The sequence below is a fragment of the Paenibacillus agaridevorans genome (assembly GCF_018604145.1).
GTDB classification, from domain to species: Bacteria; Bacillota; Bacilli; order Paenibacillales; family Paenibacillaceae; genus Pristimantibacillus; species Pristimantibacillus agaridevorans.
Genome location: NZ_CP075889.1, coordinates 4,464,169 through 4,479,932 on the forward strand (window position 1 = coordinate 4,464,169; position 15,764 = coordinate 4,479,932).

Consider the following 15,764-nt stretch of genomic DNA (forward strand, 5'->3'; position numbering starts at 1 on the left):
TATCCTTTGGGACCAGCCCCATACTTCTCTACGAATATAGTCAGGCAATACTTATGAATGGCCCTTTGGCTGATACAAGTCCCGTCATTACCCCTTTACGCTGCCCAGCACAATGCCTTTTACAAAGTAACGCTGAAGGAAGGGATAGACTACAATAATAGGCAATGCTCCCAAAAAAATTTGTGCCGCTTTGGCGGTACGGTCAGACACATCCCTTAAAATTTCAAAATCTTTGCCCGACATCGAGGTTAGATCAATGCGAACAAGTATGGTTTGAAGGTATGTCGATAACGGAAAATGTTCGGGCACTTTCATCAAAATCAGACCGTCAAACCATGAATTCCAGTGACCGACAATGGTAAATAAGGTAATAGTGGCAATTGCGGGAGTCGATAACGGCACATAAATACGCCATAAGGTCGTCCAATGTCCGGCTCCGTCCAAGGAGGCCGACTCTTCAAGCTCTTTGGGCACCCCCCGGAAGAAGTTGAGCAGCAGAATGACATTAAACACCGGCACAGCGCCAGGCAGTACAAGCGCCCACAAGGTATCCATGATGCCGGTCCACTTGATGGTCATATACCATGGGATTAAACCGCCGTTGAACAGTATCGTAAAAACGAATATCCAGGCATATTGCGTTCTGAACTTGAACACCGACGATTCTTTAGATAAAGGGTAAGCAACCAATAAAGTAAGCAGCAGGTTGATCACTGTTCCCAAGCCTACGCGTTGCAAGGTTATAACGATAGAATTTAGAAATTCCGGTTTTCGAAGAATGAATTCATAGGCATTCGTCGTAAAACCCACAGGCCACAGTTTCACCAGTCCAGCGGCGGCTGAGCTGTTGTTGCTGAATGACAATGCCAAGACGTGCACAAGCGGCAATATACAGACCAGTGCAAGAATGGACAGAAATACGATATTGATTTGATTAAACACACGGTAACTGATGCTTGATTTCAAACCGAGCCGCCTCCTTGCTAGAAAATTCGATAATTTGCGAAACGATACGCCAACAAATAGGATAACGATACCATGACAAGCGAAACGACGGACTTGAACAGACCGATAGCAGTGGCAAGACTATATTGCGCTTGCTCGAGTCCTGTCCGATACACAAGGGTATCGATAATATCGCCCGTTTCATAAACGGATGGACTGTACAAATTATAGATTTGATCAAAGCCGGCATTGAGAATATTGCCCAGGCTTAACGTAGCCAAAAGCACAATAATAGGAAGCATGCCCGGTAATGTGACATATATGGTTTGCTTCCAACGATTGGCGCCGTCAATTAATGCCGCCTCATACAGTGCCGGATTAATCGAGGTCAAAGCAGCTAAATACACGATTGTGCTGAATCCAAATTCTTTCCAGACATCGCTTATAACAATCGTGAAGGGAAACCATCGGTTATCCCCGAGAAAATAAATCGGGTTGATGCCGAGCCATCCCAGTGCCTGATTGACAATGCCATGTGACGGGGACAATATGTCAATCAGAATTCCGCTTAAGATGATCCATGATAGAAAGTGAGGCAAATAGATCAGCGTTTGAACGCCGCGTTTCAGCCAGTTTTTGCGCAATTCATTAAGCAGCAACGCAACTACGATCGGGACAATTTGACCGATTACGATTTTGGCAAACGCTATGTAAAAGGTATTGCCCAGCGCACGTATAAAGTTCGGCATCATCCACACGTTGTCGAAATGCATTAATCCGACCCACGGGTTATCCCACAGAGGCCGACCTGGCAAAAATTTCACAAAAGCAAGCGATAATCCAAAAAAGGGCACATAACTGTAAATCAATATCAATACTAGTCCGGGAAGAAGCATGAAATGCAACGGCAGTTGTTGATATTTTCTTTTGGCTTGCATGGTTTCTCTCCCCTTGGAATAGAAGAGGGAAAGAGACCATTGATTTCTTTCCCTCTTCTATCATCTAGTTTTTTATTATCTCGATGCGGCCCATTCGTTTACTTCCTTCGTAATGTCATCGCCGCCGAGTTTCTTCCAATCGGAAACAAATTTATCGAATTCATCAATGCTTGCCGCACCCATAATGATCTTCGTAAACGTTTCTTTTACAAGCGTATCAAGCGTGCTATTCTTTTCGCCCATTGTCGGAGTAGGCGGCCCGTAGTACTCACTGCGCAGGAACAGATTTTTTTCCAACATCTCTTCGATGACCTTGTAACTGCCTTCTGGACCAAATACTTTATAATAGCCCCAGCTCTGTTCATCGCCCTCAAGATATTTGGCTGTAACCGCCAATTGTCCTTCTTTTGCATTTTTCAGGCCTTCGATGTCGTTCGCCTCAATCAGACTCTTGCCTTTGCGATATACATCCAGGTTCTCTGTAATCGGAGCGCCTGCAAGAATAACGTATTTGAAGGTTTCAATGCCTTCATATTTAGGGTCTTTTTCCTGCGGCGGCTTCACATAGTTAAAGTCATAGAAGAAATTCATCATTTTCAGCGCTGCCTCAGGATGCTTGGCATTTTTTCTTACGACATAGTATTGACCGCTAGGCACATCAAATGGAATTTGGCCAAAGGCCGGTTGATCGTCTACAGATGGAAGTATATAGGGCTCCCATTGCATAGTCGGATCAAGATTTCTGCCATCTTGCACTGGCCAGATCGGCGTCCACATGGCGCCATAGTACATGCCAAGCTTACCGTTGATAACTGCCTCGGCAACTTTATCGCCGTCTCTCGTTCCGAATTCTTTGTCAATGGCTTTGAGCGAATACAGCTTTTGAAGCGCGGCAAGCGCCGTCTTCATCTCCGGTTGAATATTGCTGTTTACGAGCTGACCGGAGTCGTCTTTTAACCAGGTATTGTAATAAGCATGATATCCGTTGAGAAAGCCTTCGAAACCGGGAAAACCGCCATTCAGATCTTTGGACAAAGCCAATCCGTACGTATCTGGCTTGCCGTTGTCGTCAGGATCCTGAGAAGCAAACGCTTCAGCAATCATCTCAACATCCGCCATGGTTTTGGGATCCGGAAGGTTTAACTTCGTCAGCCAATCTTTACGAACCCACAGCAGCGGAACTTCATCAATATCCGCTCCCAGACGGGGAAGGCCCAACAGCTTGCCGCCGAACGTTGCTGAATTTAGCGCCAGACCGCCATCGTCAGCAAACATTTTTTGGGTGAAGTCAGATGCATAGTTCTCGAAAATATCTGTCAGATCAGCCAGTTGCCCCGCTTCAGCCAATTGTTTCATTTGACCGCTGTTCACCACCATAATATCGGCCAAGTCATTACTCGCTATCGCCACGTTCAATTTCTGATAATATTGATCAATCGGACCTTGCAAGGTCCATGAGTAATTGACTTTAACGCCAAGTTCTTCTTCGTATTTCTGCGTCCACAGATTGTCTGCGGCAGACTCACCTTCAACGAATTTAGTATTTTCGTCGTAAGGCCGGATTACGGATACTTCAATCGGCGGATCGTATTTGCCGAGCGGATCGACAGGCTGTGCCGATTGGCTTGGCGTCGAACTTTCGGATGGCTGCTGTGAAGCGCCGTTATCGGACGGAGCATTGTTCGACGCGTTATTGGAACTACAGCCGGACAAAATAGACACAACCAAAAGTACAGCCGCAAGCCCCATAGAAAGCGATTTCGTTATTTTCATGTTCTTTCCCCCGTGAATGATTTAGAAGAGAGCTCTCTTGATATTTAGTATAGAAGCGAACGTTAAAAAGCGAAATTGGAGGATTTCGACTATTCTTGCACTTCCGTTACCTCTTTTCGTGAAATTGATCATATCGATGAGCAATCCCGCATTTACATGCGGGATTGCTCGCGATACTCCTGAGGGCTTAAGCCAACTGTCTTTTTGAAAAAACGCGAGAAATAGGCAGCCGACTCGAAGCCGACCTTGGATGCGATATCCTGCACCTTGTCATCCGAATTTTTCAGCCTTTCGGTAGCGGCTGACAGTCGTGCTGCCATGATGGTATCCGACAAACTTTCGCCGGCAGTCTGCTTATACAAACGCGACAAATATGAAGGGGTCAATGCCACCACTTCACCAAGCCGCACCTGAGACAAATCCCCCGACAAGTTCGCTTCAATATATTGTTTAATGCGATGGACCATGCTTTTGCCATATTGCTTATTATTAGACTCTTTTCTCGAAAAAACTTCATCTCCAAGCTCTAGAGTCAAATCAATGGTTTGCTCCCAATTCATGTATACATCAGCCTTCAGCAGCAGTTCCATCACCGGCAATGCCATCATCGTTTTGAGCAGCCCTTCATCCGCCAAAACCGTCATCATCATCGAAATCAACCGATAAGCCGCCATCAGCTTCAATTCCTCATTCCCACTGGGCAGACTGGCTCTAGAAAGCTCAATAAGCTTTTTTCGAAATTCATCCTTTTGTCCGCTCTCTATAAGCACACCTAATTCATCGATCATATTTCTTACTTTTTTATCATTGGTGTCATCGATCGCGTTGTCGGTAAAACCGTGCACGCCGTCGGCCTCTGTCAGTAGCAACTCATAGCCTAGACTAAACCCTTTGCGCAACAATCCTCTTAACATATCGTGCCGAGCTGCAAGCTGCGGCCATTCGAAGCATGAACTCGTCATGGCAAAAGAAATGGTCAGGCGAAGCAAATTCTTGCAGGACTGCTGAATTCGCTCGAAAGTGCCCTGGGTAAATTGCGATACATTTATTCGTTCCAGTTCCTCTTCCCTTTCATCAAATTGAATCACCCAGGCTATATAATTTTTTTCGTAAACAAACGACTTTTCAATGGATGAACCGCGCAAGTGTTCTTGCGCGATGTTCTGTACCGCAAACATCAGCAATCGCTTGTCCGACTCTCTGTAATCTGACCACTCGTCTACGCGAGCGATTGCAAGCCAGATAGAGCGATTATGGGCAAACGATAAATTTAATTCCTCGAATTGCTCCTTTAACCCTCTCCCCGTCTTCTCACCTTGAAGCAATTCCATCAAAAACTCATTTTGCAAACTCGGCAATGCTGCCAAAAAACGGGACTGTGCCTGATCGAATTGCTCTGTTCTGACGAACTCGTCATTAATTTCATCCAACGCACGGTTAATTGCTTTCAGAACAGACTCGTCTCCATCCGTCTTAAGAATGTAATCCAGAGCCTGTTGCTGAATCGCCTCTCTTGCATATTCAAAATCGCTGTGTCCAGTTAGAAAAATGACCTTGCATCTGGGCCAGTGCCGCTTAATATAACGCTGCAGTTCCAAACCGTCCATGGCCGGCATGCAAATATCTGTCAGCACGATGTCTATTGTTGTGCGATGCAGCCATTCCAGAGCCTCGCGTGCGGAGGCAGCCTTGAACACTTCCAAATTGTCAAAATTGGCCTCTTTCACCATCGCAATCAATCCATTTAAAATAAAGAATTCATCATCGACAATTAGTATACGCCGCATCGTTATTTCCCTCCATTCGAATTCCAGTCAGCCGGCAAATGCAAAGATACCTTTAGTCCTCCCATTGCTCCAGCAGTTACATTGACCCCCCAGGACTCTCCAAACTTAAGTCTGATTCGCTTGTGTACGTTGATCAGTCCCGTATGATCGGAAGATCCTAAGGAAGGCTGATCAAGCTGACGAAGTATATTGTCGATGGTTTCAGTACTTAATACCTCTCCGTTGTTTTCCACTGAAAAGATAATAGACTGGCTATCTTTATCATCAACAAGCGACAAGATGATTTTTCCGTTTTCAATCACGTTATTTAAACCATGTTGATAGGCATTTTCGACAAGAGGCTGGAAGATAAGCCTCGGTATGCGTATGTCTTCCAAATAAGCGGTCTGGCAAACGAGCGTGGCCGCAATTCGATTCTGGAATCTCATTTGTTGAATTTCCAGATAGGAAAGAGTGTGCTTCCACTCCTGACCTATTGTCGCTTCATTGGATGCATTTCTGGTGATATAAATGAAATAATCCCCCAAATGTTGCGTGGCTCGTTCTAAATTATCCAAATCATGCATACGCGCCATGCGATGCACCATATAATACGTGTTGTACAAGAAGTGCGGATTAATCTGCGACTGCAATTGCTTCAGCTCCAATTGTTGCGCCATAATTTGTGATTGATAGATATCCTGCACCGACTGCCTGAGCCTGCTGACCATCAGATTAAACTGCCCATACAAATACTGAAATTCATCCTGATTTCCATGCGATATACTTACATTCAATTCCCCCTTTTCTACCGTGCGAAACGCTTGAACCATCCGGCGAATAGGAGAATGGATCGATCGAAAAATCCAATACGAAAATCCGACAACGGCAATAAGCGCTATGGCAAACAGACTGCTAAACAAGCTGCGGTAACGATGCATAGGTCCCATTACGTTTTCTTCTGGTATAAATAAAGTAAGCGTCATGTTTAAAAGTTCAGAACGTTCATAGACAATATAATAACTATAGCCGTCCAATGTCATGACGCTCCTGCCCGACAGATGGTCTCCCGGCTGCTCCATCACATAGCTAATAATCATTTCATTTAATCCATTGGACAAGTTCCCCGCCCCCAGCCTCCAATCTTCATTGTCACTGAATAACATAGTGCCGCCTCCGGAATCTCCAAGAGTCCGGTGCAAATAATTTTTCATGCCGAATTGATCAAGTTCCGATTGAAGTATATATAATGGAGGGGAAACCGTATAAAGGTTGGGATCCGGGTAGATCGTGCTCAATATGACCTTGCCATGCCAATAAACAAGAGGCGACAGTTGTCCAATTTTCAGTCTCTGAAGTTCTTTAACTTCCGAATCCGTCATAGGCGCAATATCCTTTCCCGAAAGGAGAGTTTTACTTATCTGAGGAATATACAACTCTGCTTGCCTGACATACAAACTTGAGGTTTCCAAAATCCAAAGCTTATTCTGAACCCTTTTTTGCATTTGCATAACATCGTAATAGGGCAGAATCGTCGACATACTGCTTAATTTCGCAATATCAATATCTAACGCATATTGCGTGTGCAACCGGATTAATCGTTCCATCTCCGCTTCCAGGGAACCAATATTAAAATGAACCCGATTCTCCATCGAACTCCAAATTTCCTTGCGCACACTTTCCGCCCCAAATCGAAATAATTGAAGGGTAACAATCAATGAAGGAATAATCGTAATCAAGAACAAAACTATAAGCTTGGGAAATATTTTCAGGTTTTTTAGCGCAGAAAATACTTTCATAAGGGAACCCTCCTTTGTGTCTGTTTGTATTAGGCATCATTATTAATTCGTCCGATGTTCTCCTAACCCTGCGGAGGCGTGCATATGAACTCTTGTATTCTCGTGACTATTATTGACTTCTGGTTACCAAATGTTAATAAACGATCTTCTATCAACGGAGTTACTTCAAAAGATTCTAGAAAGGGCCACCTGTTAAGATCATTACTATGTTCCGCTCACGAATAAACATCTACCATGAGAAATCGCCAGGCCCCCGGCTCAATTGCCGGGGGCCTGGTTTTACTGATCGATTTCAGCTTTATTTACTTGCGAACTCTAGCGCTCTAAGCAGAACGACCACCGACTCGGCTCTTGTTGCCGTTTGATTCGGAGCGAACTTGTTGCCGCCGACGCCTTGAACGAGCCCGTTCTCAACAGCCGCTGCAACTGCCGCTCTAGCCCATGCCGGGATCTCGGCGTCATCCGCAAATACAGTTGTTGCCTTGGAATTGTCGGCGAAACCAAGCGCATTCACGATCATCGTCACCATCTCGACGCGGCTGATCTTCGCGTTCGGTCTGAAGCTGCCATCGGAGTAGCCTTTCACGATTCCAGCTTCCACAGCTTGAGCGATGCCTTGTTTCGCCCACGAGCCGATGGCTGCCATATCGTTAAACTCCAGCTCGGCTCCGTTTCCTTGCAAGTTCAGCATGCGAGCCAGCATGACTGCAAACTCGGCGCGGGTAACCTCGCTCTTCGGCTTGAATGTGCCGTCAGCATAGCCGCTGATAATGCCCTTTGCTGCTGCAAGTTTAATACTTGCTTCCGCCCAGTGGCCTAGAATGTCGCTAAATTTGACTTCAACGTTCTCTTCAGGCTTAGGTTCCTCTTCTTCCGTTACCGGAGCACTTACATTTACAACGCAAGTTGCGGTCATATTTCCATCTGTGGTTGTTACTGTGATGATTGCCGTGCCGCTGCCTTTTGCTACAACTCTACCTGCACGATCAACAATCGCAACATTTTCGTTGCTGGATTTCCAAGTCACCTGCTTAAGGTCGGCATTACTTGGCCTAATAGTTGCTGTCAGCTGAGATTCATCGCCAATATTCAGTTCCAATGTCTGCTTATCCAGACTTACACCTGTAACATGTATCGGAACATATATCACTTCATGTACTGGTATTTTTGCGGCAATAAATCTTGCTACAGCACTTCTTAAGTTGACAGTTGCACTATCGATGTCTTCCTGGGTCTTTGCATCCGCTTTGGCCGTTAATGCAGCTGTTATTGCAGCTTCCAAGGCATCTTTTGCACTTTGCGGATACTGTCCGGGATTTGTACCGATTCCTGCCGTGTCTCTTAAATCTGCAGCTATTTTGAGTTGATTATCCAATTCCGTTGTATCGATTGTCTCTGATGGCATGCTTACAGTTACAACAGAGGTTGCGGTTTTATTTCCATCCTCGGTTGTCACTGTGATAACAGCTATACCCTCTGCTATTGCTGTAACCTTGCCGGTGTTATCAACTGCTGCAATTCCATCATCGCTTGATGTCCATGTTACATTCTTATTAGCTGCTCCCGATGGAGTGATAGTCGCCTTTAATTGGTAAACACCGCCAACGTTTAATTGAAGCGTTTCTTGATCAAGGCTTACTTCCTCGACTTTAATATTCGGATCCACTATTTGTGCAGCCTTAAAGCTTTCTACTGCGGCTTTCAAGCCTTCCGCTGCACGATCAATCTCTTCCTGGGTCTTTGCATTAACCTTTATAGCCGATGCAATGCTTACTGCAGCAGTTAAGGCATCTATTGCCTCTTGCGGATACTGCCCGGCTTCTGTACCAACCTCAGCATTATCCATTAGTTCCACAGCTGCTACTATTTCGCTGTCCAATGAAGATGTGTCAATTATTGGTGATTGAGTACTTTCATTTGACGGAATACTTTCATCGCTCAGCCTGTTTAATGCAGTCACAACATAATTACTAGTTGGTTGACCTGTCTGATCCGTATAGCTTTGCGGACCTGTCTCACTCTTACGAACTTTAGCAATCAGTTTAACAGGATTGTTAATGTCTACAGCCTCATTATCTTCAAAACGATAAACGGCATAGTATGCTGTATTTTCATCATTATCCTGCCAGCTAATTGTATGGCTCCCGTCTTCAAATGTCGCACTTACTAATACCGGAGCTTCAGGTGCAACTCCACCCTTCCACGGCATTGCCGGCATAAGGGCTTTGGTAGCCCATAAGTCGTTCTTAATAAGTGATGCAGCGGAAGCAGCGTTAGGAGAATTAACTTTCAATGAGTTATACGTAAAAATCATAGTACCGTCTATATTGGGGTTTGCAGCATTAAACTTAAGCTGGCGTGCAATTTCCTGATCCCCAACACCCGGGGTATTCCAAAACTTATCAGTAGTTCCTTCAACAGGATTTAGCCAGTACAAACCTACACCCATATATAGCTGTGTGTGTACATCAGGGTTGTTTTCAAGCAAATCGGACCACCATGATGAAACAACTCCATATCCTGCAGCCGAATTTGCAAATGTCCAGTACACCTGCGGGGTTATATAGTCGATTATTTCTTCTAATACCCACTTCTTAGTATCTGCATAAGCACGGTCATAGTTTGGTATTCCGGCCGAAGTTTCAGAACCATCCGGATGTCCGTCTTTCTTGTTGCCCCATACGCCTGCCGGGCTAATCCCGAATTTAACCCACGGCTTTGCTTCGTTTATTCTATTATGCAGATTTTTAACCAGTGTATATGTGTTATTTCTGCGCCAATCCTCAATCTTCGGAAACTCGGTTTTGTCGGCATAGGTATCATATGTGCTCTGATCACTATACCCGGCATCAAAACCGCCATTGCTGCCAACATAGAAATAATCGTCAAAATGTATTCCGTCTATATCGTAATTCTCGACTATTTCCATAACGGAGTCTTCAACATATTTCGCAGCTTCTGGAATTCCCGGGTCAAGGACAAAGCGGCTTGTGCCAATCTTTATCCATTCCGGATGCTTGGCATAGATACTATCCGGCACCTGGCTCAACATATTTCCGACTGCATTTAAGTCCGATAAAGGCTTTCCTGATTCGTCCTTATACATTGCCGCCGGCATGGAAACGCGGTATGGGTTAGCCCACGCATGCAGTTCGAGATTTCTTTTGTGCGCTTCTTCAATTGCGAACTGCAGCGGGTCGAATCCCGGATCGACATCCTGTTTTCCTGTCAGCCAGTAGGACCATGGCGCAAGCTCTGATTTATAAAATGCATCTGATGTCGGCCTTACCTGGAACATCACTGCATTGGCGCCTGTTTCTGCAAGATCATCAAGAATTTTTATAAGGTCTGCTTTTTGCACCGCCGCACGGGCTTGCGTGTCTTCAATCTTCCATGAATCCGTTGATGGCCAGTCAATATTAACAACAGTGCTTATCCAGGCAGCACGCATCTCGCGTTTGTTTACCGGTGTTTCCTCTGGAACATTATACTTATCCCATGGAGCTGCTATTCGTGCTGCAAGATATTTTGCTACTTCTGTATTTAATGCGGCTACAGCAACATCAATAGCAACCTGGTCAGCATGAATATCGCCTACAACTGCTTGTGCCGCTGCAATTGCGGTTGTAACAGCCGTTTTTGCATTTTGCGGATACTGTCCGCCAAGTGTCCCTACTACTGTTGAATTAACCTTGGCCTGTGCATCTGCTATAGCCATATTCAGCTCAGTTTTATCAACATTTAATGGAACCATTGCATCCTCAAAAGCTTTAATTACAGCATTTAGATCGTTTAATATACGATCAATATCTGACTGGGTTTTTGCATCAGCTTTAGCCGTTGTTGCAGCCGTTATTGCCGATGCCAAATCATCAATTGATTGTTGCGGATATTGTCCGGGTTCTGTTCCTGCATCTGCTCCATCATGCAGAGCTTTAGCCTTTGCTATCGCAGCATCTAAATCAATTGTCACTAAAGGCGAAACTACCATTCCGTCAAAATCAGCAACAGCTTGTGCTAATGCCGTTTTTGCCGCTTCAACATCTCCTTGCGTTGCACCTGCATTGTTATATACTGTGTTTGCTGCATCTATCACAGCTTGCAGTGCTGCCTTGGCTCCGCTTTGATATTGTCCTGGCAGTGCTCCTTCAACTGCAAGATCATGTTTTGCCTTTGCGGAATCTATCGCAGCTTTTAAACCTTGAATATCAATTAGCGGAATTTGTGAAGTTTTAAAGGTGTTAACTGCAGCATTTAAAGTTTCTGCTGCACGATCAATATCCGACTGTACTGTGCTGCTTACCAAAGATTGTGCAGCAATGAGAGCATCATTCAAAATTGCTGTGGAGCCTATAGGGTACTGGCCTCCCTGTGTCCCTTCCACTGCACCAAGAAGTAAGGATTTTGCAGTTGCAATAGCTCCTATCAGTGCTGTTTTATTTAATGTTGCAGCCGGAGTTACATTATATATTGCAGTAAGGTCGTCCATGTAGATCGTACTGTTTACTCTCCCAGCAGCAGAGGTTTCAACTAATCCAGGCATAATATTTAGTAAAAGGCCCGTTGATGCATTAAAAGTTGCTTGTGGTACATCATAGGTTACAAAATTCCAGCCTGATTTCATCACGGAATTGGCTGGTAAGAAATTGGCAGTTGTGGCTGAAGTACCGTCTGCCTTTCTTATTTCTGCACGTAAGCTGAAAATCGTCTCATCATTGCCATAAAGCCAAAAACCGATTTTGTTTGGTGTATTCTCTCCGGTAAATTTCAATTTTTGGTTAGGGTAGGATGCACCTTTTACATAAGCACTGGCTGTCCCGGTAGTTCCCGCAAAATTATAATCAATCTTAAATGATCGATTTCCGTTTTTCACGTAATGGGGATCATTATTATATGAAATAGTGGGCTTAGTGCTTCCTCCATCATTAATCCAGTCAACGATGCTCTTTCCGCTGCCATGGTCTTCATAGTCCTCTATGATCTGATGCCGCTCGCTTACAATCTGTGCAGCAATATAGGCATCCACTGCTGAGTTAAGCAAATCGGTAGCACTATAAAGATCTGCCATAACGGCTGCAGGATTGTTCATAACGCTAGCTGCAGCCTCAATAGCGGCATAAAGCCCCATGCGCTCCGATAAAGGATGCTGCCCGTGGCCCGTACCGGCAGTCGTGCTGTCATAAAGGCTTTGCGCAGCTGCAATTGCCCCGCTTATTTCTGTCGTATCCTTTGTTTCGCTTCCATAAACAGCCACAAGATCATCGATATAAATGGTGCTGTCCACCTTATCATTGGTTGATGTGGCAACGATACCGGGCATAAGCGTTATAGTAAGGCCCGTAGTTTGATAGGACGGAGCCACCGTGTACTCCAGATACTTCCATCCAGTAAAATTCAGCGTATTAGAAATGTTTTGATTTGTATTAGTGGAACCGGCAGTAATTCCTGCACGGAACTCTGCCCTTAGAGCAAAAGTTGTAACATTATTTCCATATACCCGGAAACCGATCTTTTGCGGTACTTCCCCGGGTTTAAACACAAGGCCCGTACCTTGGTTCGGTCGAACATAAGCGCTTGCAGTACCTGCAACTTTGGATAACTTATAGTCAACCTTCAAGGCACTATTTCCACTATGCTTTATAGCGGTATCATAGGACAAAGTTGGCGGTGTGCTGCTGGCACTGTCGCCTGTCCACCTTATCATGCTCTGGGCAGCGCCGCCGTTAACAACCCCATTTTCAAAGTCGTCCAGCACGATTACTGCAGCAACTTCAACTGTAGCCGTAACAGTAGTGGATGTACCGTTTATTGTCCCTGTAACCGTAAATCTGTGTGTCGTTAAGCAGTCAACAGCCGGATCCACACTTGGCCAGGTTACTAAAACAGTGTCCTTCGTGCCATCATCATAGGTGACCTTAACGGTATTTGGAAGCTTTGGCGCTACGCCGATACCTGTCTTCACATATACCGGATCAATGCTTGTTATGTTTACAGCACTTTCAACAGTTACCGCAGCTTCTACCTTCATTGCGGCACCTTCAACTGTTCCCTTAACGGTAAAGTTATTCATACTAGCGTAGTTTTCCGCCGGAATATCATCCCAGACTACTGCTACACTTGAGCTTGTACCGTCAGTGTATGTGGCATTAACGCTAGGGGGAAGTATTGGAGGTATTCCCACCCGGGTTGTAACAGCTATGGGCGCATATACGTTAACTGCCGGATATACGATATAGTTGCCTTCTGCTTTTAGATTAGTTCCATCAACTATTCCCTGTATGCCTTTCACGCTTGGATTTCTGTATTCATTGAAAGGTGCGGCGTTTTTGTAATCTTCAGGATCCGGTGTTTCCCATATAACAGGAAGTGACGAAACTGTATGGTCTGTATATATGACATCTACGGTAGCTGGAAATACCGGAGCCGTATTTTGTTCTGTTCTTACAATTACAGGATTCATATATTTTATAGCCGGTGCAACAACTGAAACATGTGCTTTAACAGTCATTCCTGTTAGTGTTCCGTTAGTATGAATAACTGTCCCGGTTACATCAAAGCTATTTCCGGCAGCGGAATAAAGATTAGGGTCCGTTATCTTCTCCCACTTTACCATCATATTAGCCGGAGAACCTGATGTCATATTAACCTTTACGGATACAGGAAGAACCGGGGCTGTACCGACTGCAGTAGTAAGGTCTGCATCGATTGCACTAACCGGTGTCGGTGCATTTGGCGAGCTCTCGTTATGGAGGCGGTCAAGTGCAGTGACAACATACTGTACCTTGCTTGGATCGGATACAGCTGTATCGGTATAGCTTGTTATAGTCTTGCCAACAACTGCAATAATTTTCGTTGAATCTGATGTATCAGGATTTTCATCCTGAGCAAATCTATAAATCACATAATAGGCCGTGCTGTCTGTTTCATCACTAGATGTCCATGCAACTTGTGTAACGCCATCTACAGCCTCGGCAGTAACGTTTGTGGGCATCGCTGGAGCAACGCTGCTCTTCCAGGTCAATTTTGGAGCTATAGCCTTATTCGCCCAAGCGGTTCTTACTCCTTCTTCTACAGCTTCCTTTTTATAAATTTTTGAACCTGGAACAATATTGCTGCCCTGGTATAGGAATGAACCATCGATCCCGCGGCCTGTCATTTCACTTCTATAGTTTGTATTGAGTTGTATCTCCCTGATAATCTCATCTTTGGCATAGGGATCTAAAAATGCTGTTTCAGTTGAATTGGTTGTATCATTTACCCTATACAATCCCATACCCATATAAAGCTTGGTATTGGGATTTGTAAGATGATCCGCCCACCATGTTGCTATTACACCGTAGGGAGCCACATCACGGCCAAAGGGCCAGTAAACCTGTGGGGTCAAGTAGTCAATCAGCCCCTCGTTCCCCCATCTTAATGTATCTGCAAAGCTCCTATCATAGTTAGGTCCGCCACCGGCAGTTGGAGAACCGTTAACATGCCCGTCTTTCATATTGGCCCACATGCCGGCAGGGCTTATCCCGAACTGTACCCAGGGTTTTGCAGAACGAATTTTTTGGGAAAGATCGCTGATAAGTTTGTATGTATTATTTCTTCGCCAATCGCCTATGTCGGTAAAACCGCCCTTATACTTTTCAAATGTAGCTTTGTCATCATAATCATAGGCTTTGCCCTCATGGTAGAAATAGTCATCGAAATGAACGCCGTCAATATCATACTTATTTACAACTTCCATAACGCTATCCGCTATCCATGCTTGTGCTTCAGGTATGCCTGGATCTACTACATACACACCATCATAGGCTTTTTTAATCCAATCAAAATGAGTGTTGAAAATACTCTTTGGCAGTGCCTTGAGTTGAGCAACCATGGCATCATTGACCGCAGTTGCAGCACGATATGGATTAAACCATGCGTGCAGCTCTATTCCACGCTTGTGTGCTTCATTTATTGCATATTCAAGCGGGTCAAAGCCTGGATCGCCGCCTGGTGTCCCTGTCATAACGATAGACCAGGGAACTAGATCAGATTTATATAGCGCATCGGAAGAGGAGCGAACCTGAAACATAACTGCATTCAAATTGCTGGCAACTGCCGCATCCAAGATATTGCTTAGTTCTTGCTTTTGCTTTTCCACCCTCTCTGTAGCATCAGAAATAGCTAATGATGCCGAGGATGGCCAGTCTGAGTTGTAAACGGTTACAATCCAAGTCGCACGCATATCTTCCTTCTTGGAAACATCCGAGTTTAAGTACTGTTGATAGGGTGTCCATGCATCTGAATCCGGAGGAGTAACCCCCGCCGCCGAAACGTGAATAGCAGGTAACATGGATGTTAGCATGACTACGATAAGCATCCAGCTGCATATTGCTTTACACCGCACAGATAAACGATTCATTTTCACTGCTCCTTTTATTCATTTTGGTATTTCTCTCCGAGCCACTGAATAGATTCGCCTTATTTCTTTTCCCGATCCCTCCCTATATAGTAACTTCGACAGCTTAAATCGCTTTGCGGATCCTATCTGAATATTATACAAATTC

Annotated in this window: 6 protein-coding genes; all 6 read right to left on the reverse strand. The window is 44.8% G+C overall.

What is annotated here, in order from left to right:
- Positions 1 to 87: 87 nt before the first annotated feature.
- The 6 genes from KJW29_RS18430 to KJW29_RS18455 all read right to left on the reverse strand — a co-directional run bounded on the left by KJW29_RS18430 (position 88) and on the right by KJW29_RS18455 (position 15,619).
- Positions 88 to 966, reverse strand: coding sequence for a carbohydrate ABC transporter permease (locus tag KJW29_RS18430; RefSeq protein ID WP_214630906.1), 879 nt, complete (start codon positions 964 to 966; stop codon positions 88 to 90).
- Positions 967 to 983: 17 nt separating this feature from the next.
- Positions 984 to 1,883, reverse strand: a complete 900-nt coding sequence (locus tag KJW29_RS18435) for an ABC transporter permease (RefSeq protein WP_214630907.1) — start codon at positions 1,881 to 1,883, stop codon at positions 984 to 986.
- Between the two features lie 75 nt (positions 1,884 to 1,958).
- Positions 1,959 to 3,656 (reverse strand): extracellular solute-binding protein, encoded by a 1,698-nt coding sequence (locus tag KJW29_RS18440; protein ID WP_214630908.1) that lies wholly within the window; start codon positions 3,654 to 3,656, stop codon positions 1,959 to 1,961.
- A 152-nt stretch (positions 3,657 to 3,808) separates the two neighbouring features.
- Positions 3,809 to 5,443, reverse strand: a complete 1,635-nt coding sequence (locus KJW29_RS18445; protein ID WP_214630909.1) for a response regulator transcription factor — start codon at positions 5,441 to 5,443, stop codon at positions 3,809 to 3,811.
- Between the two features lie 2 nt (positions 5,444 to 5,445).
- A complete protein-coding gene (locus KJW29_RS18450; protein WP_214630910.1) occupies positions 5,446 to 7,221 on the reverse strand; it encodes a sensor histidine kinase in 1,776 nt (591 codons plus the stop codon).
- Between the two features lie 298 nt (positions 7,222 to 7,519).
- Positions 7,520 to 15,619 (reverse strand): family 10 glycosylhydrolase, encoded by an 8,100-nt coding sequence (locus KJW29_RS18455; RefSeq protein WP_214630911.1) that lies wholly within the window; start codon positions 15,617 to 15,619, stop codon positions 7,520 to 7,522.
- Positions 15,620 to 15,764: the final 145 nt, after the last annotated feature.

Coding starts and splice junctions, on each gene's coding strand:
- KJW29_RS18435 (WP_214630907.1), bottom strand. CDS start 1,883: ATGCAAGCCAAAAGAAAATATCAACAACTGCCGTTGCATTTCATGCTT.
- KJW29_RS18440 (WP_214630908.1), bottom strand. CDS start 3,656: ATGAAAATAACGAAATCGCTTTCTATGGGGCTTGCGGCTGTACTTTTG.
- KJW29_RS18445 (WP_214630909.1), bottom strand. CDS start 5,443: ATGCGGCGTATACTAATTGTCGATGATGAATTCTTTATTTTAAATGGA.
- KJW29_RS18450 (WP_214630910.1), bottom strand. CDS start 7,221: ATGAAAGTATTTTCTGCGCTAAAAAACCTGAAAATATTTCCCAAGCTT.
- KJW29_RS18455 (WP_214630911.1), bottom strand. CDS start 15,619: ATGAATCGTTTATCTGTGCGGTGTAAAGCAATATGCAGCTGGATGCTT.